Genomic DNA, 19,422 nt, shown 5'->3' on the forward strand with positions numbered 1-19,422 from the left:
TCTTGAATTCGTAATCGTGCTCATCGGTTTGAGGACCAAAACGAATTTCTTTAACAACAACTTTAACTTGCTTAGCTTTAAGTTCTTTTTGTTTTTTCTTTTGTTCGTAAAGGAATTTTTTATACTCCAGAACTCTTGCAATATAAGGTTCTGACTTGTCTGAGATTACTACAAGATCTAATTCTTGATCATCAGCAATCTGTTGGGCTTTAGCTAAAGGATATACACCCGGCTCTACGTTATCGCCAACTAGACGAACTTCTTTTGCGCGGATTTTACCATTAATCTGATGCAAGTCCTCCTGTACTGGACGACGCATCGGGCCTCTACTGTTGTTTCTTCTTAGTGCTATTGTCTTAAAATTTTAAGTTAATATTATTTATTTTTAATCTTTTGAAATTTAAAAATTAATCAAAAGATTTAATACCTTTTTGGCTTTCAGTTTTAAAATAACTGATAAAATCGTCAATCTTCATTTCGCCAAGGTCACCCTCGCCTCTTCTTCTAACTGAAACTGTGTTGTTTCCTGCTTCGTTTTCACCAACGACTAACATGAATGGAATCTTGTTTAATTCAGCATCACGAATCTTTTTACCAGTCTTTTCGTTTCTTTCGTCAATTAGACCGCTAATATCGTGATTTTCTAACAATTGTGAAACTTTTTTAGCATAGTCTACATATTTTTCACTAATTGGAAGAATGATAAATTGATCTGGCGCCAACCACAATGGGAAATCTCCAGCTGTATTTTCCAACAAAATCGCGATAAAACGCTCCATAGAACCAAATGGCGCTCTGTGGATCATCACTGGTCTGTGCTTTTCGTTATCGCTACCTGTATACCAAAGATCGAATCTTTCTGGCAAGTTATAATCCACTTGGATTGTACCCAACTGCCAGCTTCTACCTAAAGCATCTTTCACCATAAAGTCAAGCTTAGGACCATAGAAAGCCGCTTCACCATATTCGGTTACAGTTTTAAGACCTTTAGCTTTTGCTGCATTGATAATTGCGCTTTCTGCTTTGTCCCAATTCTCATCGCTACCGATATACTTTTGCTTGTTCTCTGGATCTCTTAATGAAATCTGAGCTGTGAAATCTTCAAATCCTAAAGAACCGAAAACATACAACACCAAATCGATTACTTTCTCGAATTCCTCATTCAATTGGTCTGGCATACAGAATAAATGCGCATCATCTTGAGTAAATCCACGCACTCTTGTCAAACCGTGAAGCTCGCCAGATTGCTCATAACGATATACCGTACCGAACTCTGCATAACGCTTTGGAAGATCTCTATAAGACCATTGTTGCGCTTTGTAAATCTCACAGTGATGAGGGCAGTTCATTGGTTTTAATAAAAACTCTTCGCCTTCGTTTGGCGTTTTGATTGGCTGGAAACTGTCTGCACCGTATTTTTCGTAATGTCCAGAAGTTACATATAAATCTTTGTGTCCAATATGTGGCGAAATTACAAATTCGTAACCTTGTTTCTTTTGAGCAACAGATAAGAAATATTCTAATTTCTTTCTAAGCATCGCACCTTTTGGTAACCAAAGTGGAAGACCTGCTCCTACTTTTTCTGAGAATGTGAAAATCCCCATCTCTTTACCTAATTTTCTGTGGTCACGACGTTTTGCTTCTTCTAATCTTTCAAGGTATTCTGTAAGTTCTTTTTGCTTCGGAAACGAAATACCATAAACTCTTGTCAACTGCTTGTTCTTCTCATCGCCTCTCCAGTATGCACCAGCAGCATTAAGAATTTTAACAGCTTTTACAATCCCAGTTGACGGGATATGTCCACCACGACAAAGGTCTGTAAAGTTATCGTGTGTTACAAAAGTGATTTCGCCGTCTTCTAAGTTTTCAATCAATTCAGTTTTGAAAGGATTGTCCGCATATTCTTTAAGCGCATCTGCTTTTGAAACTTCTCTTAAGTTAAAAGTCGAATTCTTTTTAGCGTTTTCTAAAATCTTTTTTTCAAGTCTTTCGAAATCCTTTTCAGAAAGTGGATGATCACCGAAATCTACATCATAATAGAATCCGTTAGCAATCGCAGGACCAATTGTCAACTTTGCATCTGGATAATATTCCATAATTGCTTGTGCCAAAAGGTGTGCTGATGAATGCCAAAAAGCTTTTTTTCCCATATCATCATTCCACGTCAACAATTGCACGGTAGAATCCTCGGTTATAGGCGTGTCGACTTCTGTCTGTTTGCCGTTAACGACCGCAGAGATGGTATTTCTAGCTAACCCATCACTGATACTTTGTGCAACTTGAAGTGGAGATACTGCTCCTTCAAATTCTCTGATGCTGCCATCAGGAAGCGTAATTTTAAGCATAATGATATAAAAAATTAAAGTACAAATTTAGTGTTTTTTTCAGTTATTTGACAAGGGAATTACAAAGTAGATTGAGATTTAATGTGAAATTTTAAGTCTTTTCTAAAATAAAAATCAAATCAAACTAAAAAAGTTAGACAATTAATTATTCTCAAGTAACAAGCTTTTGCTAAAGATTAAAAGTAAGAGAACTCTATATTATTGTTAATTTTATCCAAAGTCAATTCTCTATAAAAGGACTCAACACAAAAAAAGCTTTCCAATTTCTTGGAAAGCTTTTTTAATATCTGTAAAAATTAATCTTATTCTGCTAAGATAATTCCTTTATCGTTATTGAATTCAATAACACCACTTTTAATCGCGAACGAGTATGCAGGTCTTGCTTCGTTCTCCTTCGTGAAATATTTAGAATATTTTTCTGGAACATTATCAGTGTAGATTTTTACTTGACCATTAACTAAAGCCGAAACAATAGCCGCGTGGTTTTTGAAAATCTGAAACTCACCTTGTTTACCTGGTAGCAAGATCGAGTCAACTTGACCTTCAAATACTACATATTCTGGAGTTATAATTTTAATTGTCATTATTTATCGCTTTTAGCAACTAGCTAATAGTTATTGGCTATCAGCAATCCGCAATATTATTAATTTTCAGCTAACATTTTTTCACCAGCTTCGATAGCTTCTTCGATAGAACCTTTTAGGTTGAAAGCCGCTTCTGGAATATGGTCTAACTCACCATCGATGATCATGTTAAATCCTTTGATTGTATTTTTGATATCAACTAATACACCTGGGATACCTGTAAACTGCTCTGCAACGTGGAAAGGCTGAGACAAGAATCTTTGCACTTTTCTAGCACGGTATACTGACAATTTATCTTCTTCAGAAAGTTCTTCCATACCAAGAATCGCGATGATATCTTGTAATGCTTTATATCTTTGTAAGATTTCTTTTACTCTTTGTGCACAGTTGTAGTGCTCTTCACCAATAATTTCTGGAGCCAAGATTCTAGAAGTAGAAGCCAATGGGTCTACCGCTGGATAGATACCTAATGAAGCAATCTTTCTATCTAGTACCGTTGTTGCATCTAAGTGCGCGAAAGTTGTAGCCGGCGCCGGGTCAGTTAAGTCATCCGCAGGTACGTAAACCGCCTGTACAGATGTAATAGATCCGTTTTTAGTTGATGTAATTCTTTCCTGCATCGCACCCATTTCAGATGCTAGCGTTGGTTGGTAACCTACCGCAGATGGCATACGACCAAGAAGTGCAGACACCTCAGAACCAGCCTGTGTAAAACGGAAGATATTATCTACGAAGAAAAGTACATCTCTACCTTGTCCAGTTTCTCCACCATCTCTATAATATTCTGCTAATGTAAGACCAGAAAGTGCTACTCTAGCTCTTGCTCCTGGTGGCTCGTTCATCTGTCCGAATACGAAAGCAGCTTTAGAATCTTTCATTAATTCTGTATCTACTTTTGACAAATCCCATCCTCCATTTTCCATAGAATGCATGAAATCGTCACCATATTTAATAATACCAGACTCTAGCATCTCACGTACAAGGTCATTACCTTCTCTTGTTCTTTCTCCTACTCCTGCGAATACAGAAAGACCACCGTGCCCTTTAGCGATATTGTTAATTAATTCCTGAATCAATACCGTTTTACCTACACCAGCACCACCGAATAATCCAATTTTACCACCTTTTGCATAAGGCTCGATAAGGTCGATTACTTTGATACCTGTAAATAAAACTTCTGATGAAGTTGATAATTGATCAAACTTCGGAGCTTCTCTGTGAATTGGCAATCCACCATCTTTAGAAAGATTAGAAAGACCATCGATAGCATCACCAACAACGTTGAATACTCTACCGTTAATAGCCTCACCAACTGGCATTGTGATTTGTTTTCCTGTACCTACAACATCTTGTCCTCTTTGTAGACCGTCAGTAGCATCCATTGCGATACATCTTACTGTATCTTCTCCAACGTGTTGCTCAACTTCGAGTACTAGGTTAGGCCCATCAGTTTTAACAACTTCTAGAGCGTCATATATTCTTGGTAATTCTTCAACATCATTAAAAACCACGTCGATAACTGGTCCAATAATTTGTGAAATCTTTCCTTTAATTTGGTTTGCCATTACTAAATTTTTTCTTGCGCACAAAGATAATAAAAGTTTGTAAATCTGCATTGTCACAAATAAAGATTTTTATCATATTTGCAAAAAATAAGATTGACTGCTTAAAATTCTATTTTTGAAAGTCCAAAAAATTAACTTCCTCGAAGTTTTTATTAAAAGTCTTATCCAAAATTATTTAGTTTTGAAAATCAACCAAGATTTAGATCATTATAATAGTAATACACCTCTAGCACTATCGTTGGGAATGTTCGATGGTGTGCATCGTGGTCATTTTTCGATCATCGAAAAGCTTAATAAAATTGCTTCCGAAAAGAATTTGGAATCTGGCATTCTCACTTTTTGGCCTCATCCACGCAAAGTGATTAATCCACAAGATGAAGTTTTATTGTTAAATACTTTGGATGAAAAAATTGAACTTCTAAATAAAGCAGGTATCCAAAATTTGTTTTTAAAAACCTTTGATGAAGATTTCCGAAATTTAACTGGCGAAGATTTCTGTCGAGAAATTTTAATTAAAAAACTAAATGTCAAACACTTAATCATTGGTTACGATCATACGTTTGGCAAAAACAAAAGCGGAAATTTTGATTTATTAAAAAAACTCTCCACCGAATTAGGTTTTGAAGTGGAGCAATTGGGACCAGTCGATTTTCATCACCAACATATTAGTTCAACCAAAATAAGAACGGCTTTAGCGGAAGCTAGCATTAAAGAAGCTAACGAAATGCTTGGTTATCCTTATATGTTATCTGGCAAAGTTGTTCATGGAAAAAAAATTGGCAGAACCATTGGTTATCCTACCGCAAATATTGAAGTTGCCGAGGGAAAACTTCTTCCTAAGAAAGGTGCTTATATTGTTGAAGTCTATGTTGATGGACAATTCCACAAAGGTATGTTGAGTATTGGCACCAATCCTACTGTTAACGGAGATAAGCTAAGTACCGAAGTTTACATTCTCGATTTCGATCAAGATATTTATGACAAAATAATTACGGTTAAATTCCGTGACTTTTTGCACGACGAAATTAAATTCGAAGGTTTAGAAAAGTTAATCGAAAAGCTGGATTTGGATAAAAAACTGACAGAGGAATTTCAGTTTTAAATCTTCACATAAGTCATTTAATTTCAATTGTTTTTCTTTGTAACAAAAAAACATGAAAATCAATAATTACCTTGTTATTTTAATTTTAGTTTTTGTGGGAAACTTTTGCAAAGCTCAAGGTTTTGCCCTTAATGTTGGTTACAATTATATGGGCAAAAATGCTGGGTTTGTAGGCGCCGATTACCGAATTTCGGACTCACGAAAACCAGCGATTAATGTTGGTGCTGGGACTTATCTCACTTCTGTCAATCATAAATTTGGCGTTGTTCCAGAAGTTCATTTTAACCAAGTTCTAGGCAAAGAATCAGCTTTTATGTATCAAGTATCTGTAAGTTCCAAAAATCTAAAACCCAGCCTTGGCATTAATATTTTCAATTTTCTGCATTTGGACTTGGGTTACAGTTTTGGTTATGAAAAAAGTAAAGACTTCCAAGGTTTTGCACTTGGGCTTAATTTTTTACTGGGACAAGATGGCTTTTACGAACCTTTCAAAGGTTTTTAAAGTAAAATTTCTTCGCGCACTTTTTTAGTTAATGAGGCAAAAATCAAATCATAAGAATGATCGATTAGTTTTTTGATGAGATCGGGTTTCAAACCATCGACATTCACTGTATTCCAATGCACTTTGTTCATGTGATAACCAGGTACAATTTGCACATATTCCTCACGAAGTTCCAAACTCCAATCGGGATCAGCTTTTAGATTAACACTCGTTGGTTGTCGGTCCAAAGACATCAGCGCAAACATTTTATTTCCAACTTTAAAAACCAAAGTCTCTGCGCCAAAAGGAAAGCTTTCTTCAACACCTTTTTTAAGCAAACAATAATCTCTTATTTCTTCCAAATTCATATTTTGATATTGTATTAAATATTATACTTTTAAAAGTTTCTCAACTGAAACAATCAAATTTTGAAGAATATCCTTAGTGCTTTCTTCGCTAAAATGTCCAATCGATTGTCCTGTCCAGATATTTACAAAATTAGGATTAGATTGGGATTTCGCTACTTTTCGCAATTCTGCGGTTAATTTATTTTGATATGGATAAGGAAGTACAAAATCTGAATTTTCAACAAAATCTGTAAAAGTATTTTTTAAACCTCGCGCATAGCGTCCAGAAAAGCTTTTTATTAAAATAATATCCTCTTCTGATGCTGATTTTAATTTTTGTTTTTCAACCTCTTTTAATTGACTCTCTTTTGAACAAAGCAACATTGTACCAATCTGAAAAGCTTGCGCGCCCAAAGCTTTTGCAGCCAAAATAGTTTGTGAATTAGAAAGTCCACCAGCATAGACAATTGGTTTTTTAACATTTTCAAAAACACTATTTAATAAAGATAAACCACCAATTTTCGGAATGTTCTCATCACCAAAACTTCCACGATGACCACCCGCTTCAAGCCCTTGAACACAAATGAGGTCAACATCGATTTTTTCTAACTCCACAGCTTCATGAAGTGAGGTGCAAGTACCAATTATTTTAATGTTTTTCGATTTTAGCTTTTCCACACTTTCATCATCGATATTTCCAAAAGTAAAACTAAAAACCTTAGCTTTTGCATCAATTATGGCATCAATTTGTTCTTGATAAGGATGAAGTTTAATCAATTCAAAATCTGGAAATACAACTTCTAAATGATGTTCATTGGCAAAACTTTCAAGAAATGATTTCGTCTTATTATACTGTAATTTTAACTCGTCTGTTACTTTTGGAAGTTGATGAACAAAGATATTCGCAGCAAAACTTCGATCGGTCATTTTTTGAACTTGATGAATGCTTTTAAGACAAGTTTCGGCATCCAAATCGCCCAAAGCCAAACTTCCCAAACATCCAGCTTCGCCAGCAGCAACCAGCATTTCAGGTGTCGATACAACGAGCATTGGCGCTTGTATAAAGGGATATTTGATTTGTAAAAGTTCTGTGATTTGATTATTCCAGTTCATAAGCTAGATTTTTGTATTGCTAAATTAATTAAAAAAGAGTTTCTATCGTTTTCAAAAACGGCGAAAGTATATGACTTTTGTTTCAATATTATTTAAATGAAATTTTATTAAATATGGAAACAATGAAGACTTAAATTTTAACTTTACAAGAATTCTCATATTAATATCATTTATGGAAATACTACCACTTGAAATCGAATTAAATTTTAATCGAAAATTCTTTGAAGAAATATATTTTAAAAATAATAATGGGAATATTTTTTTCGGACCACAGACAAAAAGCTTTTCTATTGCCTTTATTATTCTAAGCGTTTTCCTGATTTTAATAAGGTCAAACTTTACATTTTATTCAGCAAATTGGCCACTTTTTTACTTTCTTGTGTTTATTGATATTCTTGTGTTTTTAAATTTAGCTGCAAGAGTTTTCAATATTCTGAAGTGGAAAAATAGTATCAGAAAATATTTAGATTCTATTGAAAATCATAGCACATATAAATTGATAGCTGATGAAAATGCGTTTGCAATAATACTTGATGAAAATATTACAAAAGAAAAATGGAGTGAAATAAAAGCCACCAAAATGCAAGCTGACTACATTAGTCTAAAAGGAAATTATGAGTATTTCATTCCAAAAAAATCAATGACTGACAGTGAATACGAAAACCTAAAAAAAATTATTGATGAAAAAATTGGAAAGTAAGATCAAGACCTATTTCAATTGAAAAGAGATTGATTATACTTAAATTGATAATGATACGATTCCGAACAACAAAAATTTCACTTTAACAAACTACAAACATATATCCTTTCACTTACTTTTCATTTCTAAAAACAGAAAAAATAAATTGAAAATTGAAGCTTAAATTTTTAACTTTACAAAAAGCTATATGCTAGAAGATTATGTAGTTGTTTTTGCTTTTTGACATTTGTCAAAGGAGTGCTTTGAAAATTGTCTCAACTTTGCGGCATCAACAAACAACAAAACAAAATGAAAAACAGAAATAAGACATGGGCGGGGATTCTGCTTTTGCTTCCCACGCTTGTTTTTTCACAAACTTCTGCGCCTACTTTGCAAGAACTGATTGACAGTGCACTTGCTAGTGACGGCACTCTTACCGAGCAGGTTCTCAATAATAAAATTACGCATCTCGACGATGAAAAGCTGAAAGATGTTTTCTTACCGAAAGTCGATATTTCGGGGAAAGCAGGCTATCTTTATACATTTGCGAATTTTGACACGCCAGCTTTGAGTTTGCCTGCTATACCAAACATTTTCCCAGGCTTGACCATTCCAGAACGAGGCAATAGTCTTAATATTTCTGGACTTTCGGCAATGGCAAAAGCGGAAGCCTCCGTATTACTCTATTCTGGTGGAAAAGTAAAATATCTGAAAGAAGCGAATCGTGAAAAAGGACTTTCTGAGGAAAAATTAATGGATAAAACAAAAGATGATATCGTGTCTGCCATTTCTCAGGCATATGACCAATTCGCGCTTTTGGACGAGTCTAGAAAAGTTTTGGACGAAAGTAAAAAACGTCTTGACATCAACAAGAAAACCGCAGACAAAGCGCTTGGTTATGGACTTATCACACCTTATGATCATAAAAAAATTGAGTTAGCGCAAGCAACTTTGGATTCTAAAATTGTGGAATATGAAGGTAAAAAACAACTTCTTATTACCCAACTAGAAGTCCTTACAGGAATTGAACGCGATCGTATTTCGAAAATACAACCTGTATTGCAACCGATTTCTTACGCTGTAAGCGAAGAAAGTATTGATAACAGAGCTGAAATCCAAGCTTTAGATCACGGCATAAAAGCTTCTGAATACAAAATTGAAGCGGAGAAAAAATGGTGGGTTCCAAAAGTGCAAGCGCAGACATCACTCTCCTATTTTGGACTTTACAACAACCATATTTCTACTTCTAAAGATTTAATTCAAGGTTTAAATACAAAACTTGACATTAGCCCATCCAATCTTAATGTGTTGCCAATCTTCCAAGCTGGTGTTGGCTTCAAGTGGGACGTTTTTGATGGTAACGAAGGTAAAGTCGCTGTTGAAGGCGCGAAAATAAATAAGGAAATTCTCGAAAACAAAAAACGAGATGCCCAAAAGAAACTAAAATTGAATTTGGCAAACAACCAAACCAATTATGATATTGCTGATGCGCAAATTACGCTGAAAGCTAAGGCTAAAAGCATTGCAAAAATTGCTTTGGAAAATGTCGAAAAAGAATTCCGCTACGGAACTAAAAAATCTTCCGATCTTATCGATGCGGAAAATGATTTGCAGACCGCCGAATTGGAATATGAAACAGCGATCTACAACCAAAGACGCAGCGCTATTGAGCTGATGAAGGCTACACACAATTTAGACATCAACAAACTTTAAACAACACACAAAAATGAATACGCTATCAAAAATATTTACAATAACATCCGTTCTCACTTTAGTCGCATGTAGCGATAACAAACCACTAAAAGGCTTTGAAGGAAAAACCAAAAAAGATGTTATTTCTTTTTCACCAAAAGTAACAGGCAGAATCCTTGACATCTATGTAGAAGAAGGACAGACCGTGAAAGCTGGTGATACCTTGGCAAAACTTGACGTGCCAGAAGTTTCTGCAAAAATCGCACAAGCAAAAGGTGCAACCGAAGCTGCAAAAGCACAAGCACAAATGGCAAAAAACGGTGCTACTGCTGATCAATTGCGTCAATTGAAAGCCAAACAAAAAGGATTAAGAGAGCAATATGATTTTGCATCTAAATCTTATACAAGAGCAAGAAATATGTTCCGTGACAGCCTAATGTCACCACAAAATTATGATGAAGTTTTTGCAAAATACCAAGGCGCCAAAGCACAACTAGACGCTGTTAACGCAGAACTAAACGATGTCGAAAGAGGCACACGTTACGAAAAAATCGACATGGCAGAAGGTCAAGCCAACCAAGCAATGGGCGCTTTGCAAGAAGCCAATGTCGCTTATTCTGAGCGCTATGTTATTGCGACCAACGATATGGAAATCGAAACCATTTCTTTACAAAAAGGCGAATTGGCAACGGCTGGATTTGCGTTATTTAATGGTTATGTTCCAGAATCCACATATTTCCGTTTTACCATTCCTGAAAGTCAAATGTCAAAATATCAAAAAGGCATGACGGTACAGATGAAAACAACTTACGGTAATAACGAGTTTTCAGGAAAAATAGTAGGCATCAAACAATTAACAAAATATGCCGATGTTACAACAGCTTTCCCCGATTACAATCCGCAAGACGCCATCTATGAGCTAAAAGTTATCCCAACAGACAAGTCAAAAATTGCTTCGCTGTTGGTGAATTCAAGTGTTGTTTTACAATAAAAACAAGGCCATGAAACAAATAATGTTTTTAATAAAAAGGGAGTTCAAGCTCTTCCTTTCTAATAGTACTTTACGCTCTGTTTTCTTTTTGGCACCACTTGTCTATGCGCTTTTGATGGGTTTCACATATCAAAAGGGAAAAGTTACAGACATCCCAGTTATTGTTGTTAATCAGGACAAAACGCCTTTATCACAGCAAGTTGTGGATATGTTGTCCGATAACTCGTCTCTTAAGATTCTCAATTATCTAGAAGAACCTGTAGACCTAAAGGATGAAGTTATCAAAAAAGAAGCGGCAGCGGTGGTTATTATTCCGGATCGTTTTGAGGCGATGATGCTTCAGAAAAAATATCCAGAAGTCAATGTATTTATCAATACATCCAATGTCTTGACAGCCAACTTTGCCAGCAAAGCCATCCAAACAACTTTGGGAACTTTTGCGGCAGGTGCCGAAATAAAGGCTTTGCAGAAAAAAGGTCTTTCGGCGAGTGAAGCAAGCAAGCAGTTCGAGCCTTTCAAAGCTAATTACATCACGTTATTTAACACGACCAGTAATTATCTTATTTTTATGTGGCCAGCATTAATGGCGGTTGTTCTTCAGCAGGTTATCTTGTTAGCGATGGCGGTAACATTTGCAGAAGAATTTAAAAGAGAAAGCTTCAAAATAGACTTTGCTGGAAAAGAAAAATATGCAGCTTTGGTAATGGCGATTAAATGTTTACCGATTTGGGTTTTCTCATTTTTTAACGTGTTGATGTTTTATGCATTGAGTATTTACTTCAAAGTTCCAGCACCAGACAACGTGATGAATTTCCTTTGGATAACAGGATTCTTTGTCCTTGCAGCAACCAATCTTGGCGTGTTGTTCAGTATTATTTTGCCAGATTCGTTGAAGGCAACACAGATATTAATGGTTATTGCTTCACCAGCATTCATCATCAGTGGATTTACTTGGCCAACTTATGCGATGCCAACAGCGATAAGAGCATTAACAGATATTATTCCGTTGACACCTTATTTGGAAGCGCTTAAGATTATGCTAATCCAACATGGTTCCGATTATTTGACAGACAAATACTTCTGGCACTTATTAATCCAAGCGATTGCCTATTTTATTTTAGGTTGGATTGCTTTTAAAATTAAAATTCATTTTCTCTTCAAAAAGAATAAAGCCGAAGAGAAATCTATAGAAAAAGATGGAATTACTGAGTAATTCAGTATTTCATTTTTGTGTTTGTTGATAAGGATTTTCCGAGTTTTCGGAAAATCCTTTTTTTGTAATTGAATAAAATCTGTATTTTTAAAACCGAATTGGCTTTCAATCGTTTTTCTAATAGGACTTAAACGAAATGTTTAGTTTTAATTAAACGAAAAAAATGCATCAAATTTTAAAATTAGATTAATGAAATTATTCGACACAATAAAAGTTTTTTTCCCAAATGATAAAGAAATCATCGACTTTATGCAAGAACATACCAAAAGTCTTGAAGTCAAAAAAGGAGAACTTATAAGCAGAAACGGCAGTTATAACCGTAATATTTATTTTGTCGAAGATGGTTTGGTACGCTCATTTTATTTAGAAAACGGAAAGGACATTACCACCAATTTTTATTCTGAAGGAAAACTTGTTTCAAACATTGACACGCTTTTTCAAAATACACCAACGCGCTTTAACATCGAAGCTTTAGAAAACTCTACGATGCTGTATTGCGATTATCAAAACTTAGAAGCCTTGTGTAAAGAATCGCTTCCCGCAGCTAATTTTAGCAGATATATTTTAGGTAATCTAATGGCGCAAATGTCGAACCGAATGACCTCTTTACAATATATGACGGCAAAACAGAAGTATGAAGATTTGATGGAAGAAAATAAAGACATCATTCTTCGTGCCCCTTTGGGAATGATTGCCACTTATCTTGGTATTTCTCCAGAAACATTGAGCAGAATCCGAAGCAGTATTTAATTTTTTTAATTCGACTTAAAATTAATTCTAAATCAGAATTGGCGAAACTTTCTGTAAACAACTTTTAAATCTTAGAGCCCGTTTAAATTTTATTGATAAAATTTTCATAGCTATTTTGAGATGAATTTTTTATTTCATATTTGAAGATTTAGCGGGCTAAATCAAAAATGAGAAACAGAAAATTGGCCTAAAAGAGCATTAAAATTTAGCAAAGAAGATCTGAATAGTTTAGAAATATATATTTCGGTAAAATTTTTAAACAGGCTCTTAGAAAAACTTTATTTTCAGCATACAATTCATTAGCTTTGCCTATCACGAATTTTAGAACTTAAAAATGAAAAAAACAGCATTATACGACAAGCATGTAGCCTTGGGTGCAAAGATGGTTCCGTTCGCAGGATTTGATATGCCTGTACAATATTCTGGCGTTACAGAAGAACATTTCGCAGTGCGCGAAAAAGTGGGACTTTTTGATGTGTCACACATGGGACAATTTTTTGTGGAAGGTCCTCAGGCAAAAGCACTTTTACAAAAGGTTACAACCAACAATCTTGACACTTTAGAAGACGGAAAAGCACAATATACTTGTCTTCCCAACGAAACTGGTGGTATTGTTGACGACCTTATTATCTACAAAATGAATGACGAAAAGTACTTCGTTGTGGTTAATGCTTCTAACATCGACAAAGACTGGAATCATATTTCTAAATACAATGCGGAGATTGGTGCAACGATGACTAACGCTTCTGACGATATGTCTTTGTTAGCAATCCAAGGTCCAAAAGCTGTTGAAACTTTACAAAAATTGACAGAGGTTAATCTTTCGGAGATTCCTTATTATCACTTTACTGTTGGTACAGTTGCTGGCGTTAGCGATGTGATTATTTCTAACACAGGTTACACAGGATCTGGAGGTTTCGAAATTTATTTTAAAAATGATAATGCCGAAACACTTTGGAATGCTGTTATCGAAGCTGGTGAAGCATTCGGAATTATCCCTTGTGGATTGGCTGCTAGAGATACTTTGAGACTAGAAAAAGGTTTCTGTCTTTACGGTAACGACATCGACGACACAACTTCTCCACTAGAAGCAGGTCTTGGTTGGATTACTAAATTTGACAAAGATTTTGTATCAAAAGAGATTTTTGCAAAACAAAAAGAAGAAGGTGTTAGCAGAAAATTAGTTGGTTTCGAACTAACAGACAAAGGTGTACCAAGACACGATTATCCAGTAGTTGACGCAGAAGGAAATGTTATCGGAAAAGTAACTTCTGGTACGCAATCGCCAATGAAGAAAATCGGAATTGGTCTTGCTTATGTTGACAAATCGCACAACAAAGTTGGCACAGAGATTTTCATCCAAGTTAGAAACAAAAACATTCCTGCAAAAGTTGTGAAAACGCCTTTTGTTTAAGAATTTGTTATTAAAAATATTAAAACCGATTGACATTCATTTGTTAATCGGTTTTTTTATATATTTAATTAAAATAAAAACTATGAAAAAAATTATCCTTGTTACCTCAAGTCTTTTTGTTCAATTTTTCTTTTCGCAAGATTATCAAATCACATATAATTTGAGGTACAAAGAAGATTCGCTTTCGACCAATTATTCTAATGACAATTTTGTTTTGCAAATCGAAAAAGATCAATCAAAATTTATCTTAAAAGATTTGATTGAAAACAATAAAATTTTACCTCCAGGTACAACAATGGCTTTCGATTTGCCTATAGAACAAATAATCCAGCACAAACGAAACACAGATGACTATCTCAATTATGATATTATTTTTAGAGATTATTACAGTTATCCATCATCAAATCCAATAATCTGGAGCATCGCAAAAGATACTAAAACGGAAAACGGCTATAAACTTCAAAAAGCGACAAGCAATTTTATTGGACGTCAATGGGAAGCTTGGTTTATCCCTGATATTCCAGTGATGGAAGGACCTTACAAATTCCGTGGACTTCCTGGTTTGATTTATGAAGTTAAAGACAGTAAAGATAATTTTGTCTATGAACTGATTGAAGTTAAAAAATTGGATAAAGCTTATGATACTTCCAACATTATCGAAACCCATTTCGGAAAAAAACCAATCAGCATTTCACGAAAAAAATACGATGAACTAAAAATAAATGACTATAAAAATCCTTATGCTGAATACAGAAGTATGAAAGCCGGTACTTGGAGTATCGGACTAGATGGAGATCGGACAATAAATACGATTTCTCAGCTCGATCAATATGCCAAAGAGTATCAAGAAAGGATAAAAAGAAAGAATAATCCAGTGGATCTAGTAACAGCTATCAAATATCCATAAAACAAAAATCCGACTCAGTTAACTGAGTCGGATTTAATATTTTTTATTCCCATTCGATGGTTGCAGGTGGTTTGCTTGAAATATCATAAGCCACACGGTTGATCCCACGCACTTCGTTGATAATTCGGCTAGACACTGTATCTAAAAACTCATAAGGAAGTCGACTCCAAGTTGCCGTCATAAAGTCGATGGTGTTCGCTGATCTTACAACTGCCGTGTATTCGTAAGTTCTCTCGTCGCCCATTACACCAACAGATTTTACAGGAAGTAATACAACAAAAGCTTGTGATACTTTTTCGTAAAGATCATTTTTGTAAAGTTCTTCAATAAAAATATCGTCCGCTTCTTGTAGGATTCTTACTTTCTCAGCATCTACGGCACCCAAAACTCGGATTCCTAAACCTGGACCTGGGAAAGGATGACGGTACACCAAATGATGCGGAATACCAAGCTCCTCGCCTACTTTTCTAACTTCGTCTTTGAAAAGCTCACGAAGTGGCTCCAACAATTCGAAGTCCATATCTTCTGGAAGACCACCAACATTGTGATGCGATTTGATAACCGCAGATGGTCCTTTTACAGATTGCGATTCGATAACGTCAGGATAGATTGTTCCTTGTGCTAAGAATTTTGCACCTTCTATTTTGTGAGACTCTTCATCGAAAACGGCGATAAACTCGTTACCGATGATTTTTCGTTTTTGCTCTGGGTCGTCAACACCAGCTAATTTTGAAAGGAAACGATCAGCAGCATCAACCAACTTGATGTTCATGTTAAAATGCTCGCCATAGTTTTCCATTACTTTTTTGGCTTCGTCTTTTCTCAAAAGTCCTGTATCTACAAAAATACATGTCAATTGATCGCCAATCGCTTTTTGAATTAAAACCGCAGCAACCGAAGAATCGACACCACCTGATAAACCAAGAATTACTTTTTGGTCACCAACTTTTTCTTTAATTGCAGCAACGGTCGTGTCAATATAACTGGTTAATTTCCAATTTTTGTCGGCTTTACAAATGTCGAAAACGAAATTCTCTAACATCTTTCCTCCTTCTTCGCTGTGCGAAACTTCTGGATGGAATTGTACACCGTAAATATTTTTTTCAGGATTTGAAATTCCTGCGATAACACCAGATTTAGCGTTAAGTTCAAAACCTTCTGGCAAAGCTGAAACTTCGTCGAAGTGGCTCATCCACACAACAGAATTTTGAGAAACGCCATTAAGCAAGGCATTTTCTTTTACGATTTCTAAATTTGCTTTTCCGTATTCGCCTTTTTGACCTTTGTCAACTTTACCTCCTAAAAGATGCGCTGTTAACTGCATGCCGTAACAAATCCCAAAAACTGGAATACCTTGCTCGAACAAAGCTTTCTCCACTAGATTTGCGTCTTCTGCGTTAACAGAACTCGGTCCTCCAGAAAGGATAATTCCTTTTGGTTGTTTGGCTAAGATTTCTTCTAAAGGTGTGTTGAATGGGATGATTTCTGAATAAACCTCCATCTCGCGAATACGACGTCCAATAAGTTGATTGTACTGCGAACCGAAGTCCAATATGATAATTCCGTTTTGCATAGGTTTTATAATTGTTTTGAAATAATTTTATTTTTAGGTTTTTGTAAACTAAACTTTTTTTTCTTTGGTGCTAATTTTTAACATTAAGCAATTAAGATTTTTAAAACTATGATCAAAAGAATAAACTTCGTTTTTAAAATTAAGAGCTTAAACTTTGTCATATTCAAAATTAATTTGCAATTGCTCATCAAACTAAAAATTTAGTTTAGCGGTATTTTGTAAACTAGCCCCGATTGCAATGAAAATCCTTTTTGGATGACATGGCTTGCAGCTTTGGCATCCAAAAAGATTGTAATGGAAAGCGGGATTAGCTCCAAATAAAAAGAGACATTGGTTGCCCAACATCTCTTATTCTGTATTTAGAATTTGCCAATATCGTCTCTGTAGAAGCCGTAGTCGAAGTCCACTGGCACAGCGTCGTCGTATACTTTCTTTCGAGCTTCGTCGTAAGTGTCACCCGTCGCGATGATGTTAAGGACACGTCCACCATCCGAAAGCACCTTGTCGCCTTGCAATCTTGCACCAGCGAAAAGCACTTGGCTGTGTTTAACTTTTTCGGTACCACGGATTTCGAAACCAGTTTCGAAATTTTTAGGATAACCACCAGAACACATCACTAGACAAACTGCTTTTTGGTTTTTGAATTTTAGGTCGATGTTTTTGCCATCGATACAATCTTGGATAACGTCCAATAGGTTGTTCTCCAAAAGAGGCAACAACACTTGCGTTTCTGGATCACCCAATCTCATGTTGTACTCTAACAGATAAGTTCCGTTTTTGGTCACCATCAACCCAAAGAAAATAAATCCTTTGAAGCTAAGACCTTCCTTCTTAAGACCTTCCACAGTTGGTGCAAGGATATTTTTTTCGAAGTCTGCTTCGTGCTCAGCTGTATATTCTGGACTTGGCGCCACAGATCCCATACCGCCTGTGTTAGCACCTTTGTCTCCGTTTCCTACTTTTTTGTAATCTTTTGCAGAGATGCAAGGGAATAATTTTTCGCCATTAGAAAATGCAATGATAGAAGCTTCGAAACCTTTAAGATGCTCTTCTACAACAACTTGGATTCCTGCATCACCAAAGATTCTTTTGATCATAAAATCGTGCAAAGTTGCTTCTGCTTCTTCTTCATTTTCGCAAATTACAACCCCTTTGCCACCAGCAAGTCCGCTAGCTTTGATTACCAAAGGATATTTTTCATCCTTAACATAATCTACAGCATCTGTGTAAGAATCAAAGATTTTGGCTCTTGCAGTTTTGATGTTATATGTCTGCATGAACTTTTTAGAAAAAGCTTTTGAACCTTCCAAAGAAGCTGCTTTTTTTGATGGACCAAATACGCACAAATCGGCTTTTTTGAACTCATCAACAAGACCTTCAACAAGAGGAGCCTCTGGCCCTACAATTGTCATGTCTACTTTATGTTGGATAGCAAACTGCTTAAGTTTGTTAATATCTTTTTCGTAAATGTTCTCTCCTAATTGTTCTGTTGTAGCATTACCATGCGCAAAATACATTTGTGTAATACGTTGATCTTCACTAAGTTTTTGTGCAATTGCAGATTCACGACCTCCGTTTCCAACGATAAGTACTCTCATTGTGTTATGTTGTTATTTTACTATTATAAATTTATTCTGCCAAAAATAATAATTTTTCGGCAAAAAAGCCTTAGAGCCTGTTTAAAAATTTTAGCGAAGTTTTTTATAATCGCACTTCGAAACATTCTTTGCTAAATTCTAATTCTCTTTTAAGCCAATTTTCCACTTCATATTTTTGATTTAGCCCGCTAAATCTTCAAATACGAAGCAGAAAAATAATCTCAAAATAGCTACGAAAATTTTAGCAATAAAATTAAAACAAGCTCTAAAATTCTAAAATTACAAGGCTTAAATATTTCTTAAAACTACTGCGGAAGCTGCATTGGAACTTCCATTAACAAAATTTCGGAACCTTTATTAATTTTTAAATCGACATTATTGGTTTCCCAAACACCGATGGCGTCTCTGCGTTCCAAAACTTGTTCTCCAACTGTTGCGCCACCTTCCAAAACGAAAACGTAAAGTCCATTTCCTTCTTTATGCATTTTGTAATCAACAACAGTATCTTCTGTAAATCTTCCCCAATTGAACCAAGCATCTTGGTGAATCCAAACGCCTTCGTCATCAGCATTAGGTGATAAAATTTGCAAAAATTGGTTAGGAACTAACTTGTCTTCGAAGTTTTGTTGGTCGTAACGCGGTGTAACATCTTGCTTGTTAGGGATAACCCATATTTGTAAAAACTTAACTGGATCGGTATCGTTACCATTCTCTTCGGAGTGCATAACACCAGTCCCAGCCGACATTACTTGGATGTCACCTTTTTCGATAAAACCAAGATTTCCCATATTATCGCCATGTTTTAAACGACCTTCCAATGGAATTGAGATAATCTCCATATCACGGTGTGGATGACGACCAAAGCCCATTCCACCTTCTACGAAATCGTCATTGATAACACGAAGAACACCAAAGTTCATACGTTCTGGATTATAATAATTTGCAAAACTAAAAGTGTGGTTACTTTTTAACCAACCATGATTTGCTAAACCTCTGCTATCTGCTTTATAAAATGTTGTTTTCATAATAATTTCTTTTTGTTAGGACAAATTTCCGCAAAAAAATCAG

The 19,422-nt window shown here is 35.4% G+C and carries 18 protein-coding genes; 9 read left to right on the plus strand and 9 right to left on the minus strand.

Going from position 1 to position 19,422, the window contains the following annotated elements:
- The 4 genes from infC to atpD all read right to left on the minus strand — a co-directional run.
- A partial coding sequence (gene infC, locus Q1V95_RS04840; RefSeq protein WP_300670986.1) for a translation initiation factor IF-3 occupies positions 1-319 on the minus strand: 319 nt, incomplete at its 3' end.
- An 88-nt stretch (positions 320-407) separates the two neighbouring features.
- Positions 408-2,345, minus strand: coding sequence for a threonine--tRNA ligase (thrS, locus tag Q1V95_RS04845; RefSeq protein ID WP_300670989.1), 1,938 nt, complete (start codon positions 2,343-2,345; stop codon positions 408-410).
- A 302-nt stretch (positions 2,346-2,647) separates the two neighbouring features.
- Complete coding sequence (locus Q1V95_RS04850; protein WP_300670991.1) at positions 2,648-2,929, minus strand: F0F1 ATP synthase subunit epsilon; 282 nt, start codon at positions 2,927-2,929, stop codon at positions 2,648-2,650.
- 59 nt (positions 2,930-2,988) lie between these two features.
- A complete protein-coding gene (atpD, locus tag Q1V95_RS04855) occupies positions 2,989-4,494 on the minus strand; it encodes a F0F1 ATP synthase subunit beta (protein WP_300670994.1) in 1,506 nt (501 codons plus the stop codon).
- A 181-nt stretch (positions 4,495-4,675) separates the two neighbouring features.
- Here atpD and Q1V95_RS04860 point away from each other — a divergent pair, with 181 nt between their 5' ends.
- Together Q1V95_RS04860 and Q1V95_RS04865 are read left to right on the plus strand one after the other, a co-directional pair.
- Positions 4,676-5,596 carry a bifunctional riboflavin kinase/FAD synthetase gene (locus Q1V95_RS04860; protein WP_300671368.1) on the plus strand — a complete coding sequence of 307 codons (921 nt, stop codon included), beginning with the start codon at positions 4,676-4,678 and terminating at the stop codon, positions 5,594-5,596.
- A 52-nt stretch (positions 5,597-5,648) separates the two neighbouring features.
- Complete coding sequence (locus Q1V95_RS04865) at positions 5,649-6,098, plus strand: hypothetical protein (RefSeq protein WP_300670997.1); 450 nt, start codon at positions 5,649-5,651, stop codon at positions 6,096-6,098.
- On the opposite strand, the gene Q1V95_RS04870 is transcribed toward Q1V95_RS04865, so the two are convergent.
- Both Q1V95_RS04870 and Q1V95_RS04875 read right to left on the minus strand, forming a co-directional pair.
- Positions 6,095-6,445, minus strand: coding sequence for an MmcQ/YjbR family DNA-binding protein (locus tag Q1V95_RS04870; RefSeq protein WP_300671000.1), 351 nt, complete (start codon positions 6,443-6,445; stop codon positions 6,095-6,097). The two genes, Q1V95_RS04865 and Q1V95_RS04870, sit on opposite strands and share 4 nt — an antisense overlap.
- Positions 6,446-6,466: 21 nt before the next feature.
- Entirely contained in the window at positions 6,467-7,537 is a 1,071-nt protein-coding gene (locus Q1V95_RS04875; RefSeq protein ID WP_300671002.1) for a nitronate monooxygenase family protein, read from the minus strand.
- A 172-nt stretch (positions 7,538-7,709) separates the two neighbouring features.
- On the opposite strand from Q1V95_RS04875, the gene Q1V95_RS04880 reads away from it, so the two are divergent.
- The 7 genes from Q1V95_RS04880 to Q1V95_RS04910 all read left to right on the plus strand — a co-directional run bounded on the left by Q1V95_RS04880 (position 7,710) and on the right by Q1V95_RS04910 (position 15,183).
- Positions 7,710-8,237, plus strand: coding sequence for a hypothetical protein (locus Q1V95_RS04880; protein ID WP_300671004.1), 528 nt, complete (start codon positions 7,710-7,712; stop codon positions 8,235-8,237).
- Between the two features lie 288 nt (positions 8,238-8,525).
- Positions 8,526-9,929: a TolC family protein gene (locus Q1V95_RS04885; protein ID WP_300671005.1), complete on the plus strand. Its 1,404-nt coding sequence runs from the start codon at positions 8,526-8,528 to the stop codon at positions 9,927-9,929.
- Between the two features lie 13 nt (positions 9,930-9,942).
- Entirely contained in the window at positions 9,943-10,899 is a 957-nt protein-coding gene (locus tag Q1V95_RS04890; protein WP_300671008.1) for a biotin/lipoyl-binding protein, read from the plus strand.
- A 10-nt stretch (positions 10,900-10,909) separates the two neighbouring features.
- Complete coding sequence (locus tag Q1V95_RS04895; RefSeq protein WP_300671010.1) at positions 10,910-12,112, plus strand: ABC transporter permease; 1,203 nt, start codon at positions 10,910-10,912, stop codon at positions 12,110-12,112.
- 189 nt (positions 12,113-12,301) lie between these two features.
- Positions 12,302-12,862: a Crp/Fnr family transcriptional regulator gene (locus Q1V95_RS04900; protein WP_300671012.1), complete on the plus strand. Its 561-nt coding sequence runs from the start codon at positions 12,302-12,304 to the stop codon at positions 12,860-12,862.
- A gap of 334 nt (positions 12,863-13,196) precedes the next feature.
- Positions 13,197-14,276, plus strand: a complete 1,080-nt coding sequence (gene gcvT, locus Q1V95_RS04905; RefSeq protein WP_300671014.1) for a glycine cleavage system aminomethyltransferase GcvT — start codon at positions 13,197-13,199, stop codon at positions 14,274-14,276.
- A gap of 82 nt (positions 14,277-14,358) precedes the next feature.
- Positions 14,359-15,183 carry a GLPGLI family protein gene (locus Q1V95_RS04910; RefSeq protein ID WP_300671016.1) on the plus strand — a complete coding sequence of 275 codons (825 nt, stop codon included), beginning with the start codon at positions 14,359-14,361 and terminating at the stop codon, positions 15,181-15,183.
- Positions 15,184-15,226: 43 nt separating this feature from the next.
- On the opposite strand, the gene guaA is transcribed toward Q1V95_RS04910, so the two are convergent.
- The 3 genes from guaA to Q1V95_RS04925 all read right to left on the minus strand — a co-directional run bounded on the left by guaA (position 15,227) and on the right by Q1V95_RS04925 (position 19,379).
- A complete protein-coding gene (gene guaA / locus Q1V95_RS04915) occupies positions 15,227-16,756 on the minus strand; it encodes a glutamine-hydrolyzing GMP synthase (RefSeq protein ID WP_300671019.1) in 1,530 nt (509 codons plus the stop codon).
- A 359-nt stretch (positions 16,757-17,115) separates the two neighbouring features.
- A complete protein-coding gene (gene purD, locus Q1V95_RS04920; protein ID WP_300671022.1) occupies positions 17,116-18,354 on the minus strand; it encodes a phosphoribosylamine--glycine ligase in 1,239 nt (412 codons plus the stop codon).
- A gap of 305 nt (positions 18,355-18,659) precedes the next feature.
- The gene (locus Q1V95_RS04925; RefSeq protein ID WP_300671025.1) at positions 18,660-19,379 is read right to left on the minus strand and encodes a pirin family protein; all 720 of its coding nucleotides are present in this window, start codon (positions 19,377-19,379) and stop codon (positions 18,660-18,662) included.
- Positions 19,380-19,422 lie beyond the last annotated feature (43 nt).

It is taken from the genome of Soonwooa sp. (genome assembly GCF_030151385.1).
GTDB lineage: Bacteria > Bacteroidota > Bacteroidia > Flavobacteriales > Weeksellaceae > Soonwooa.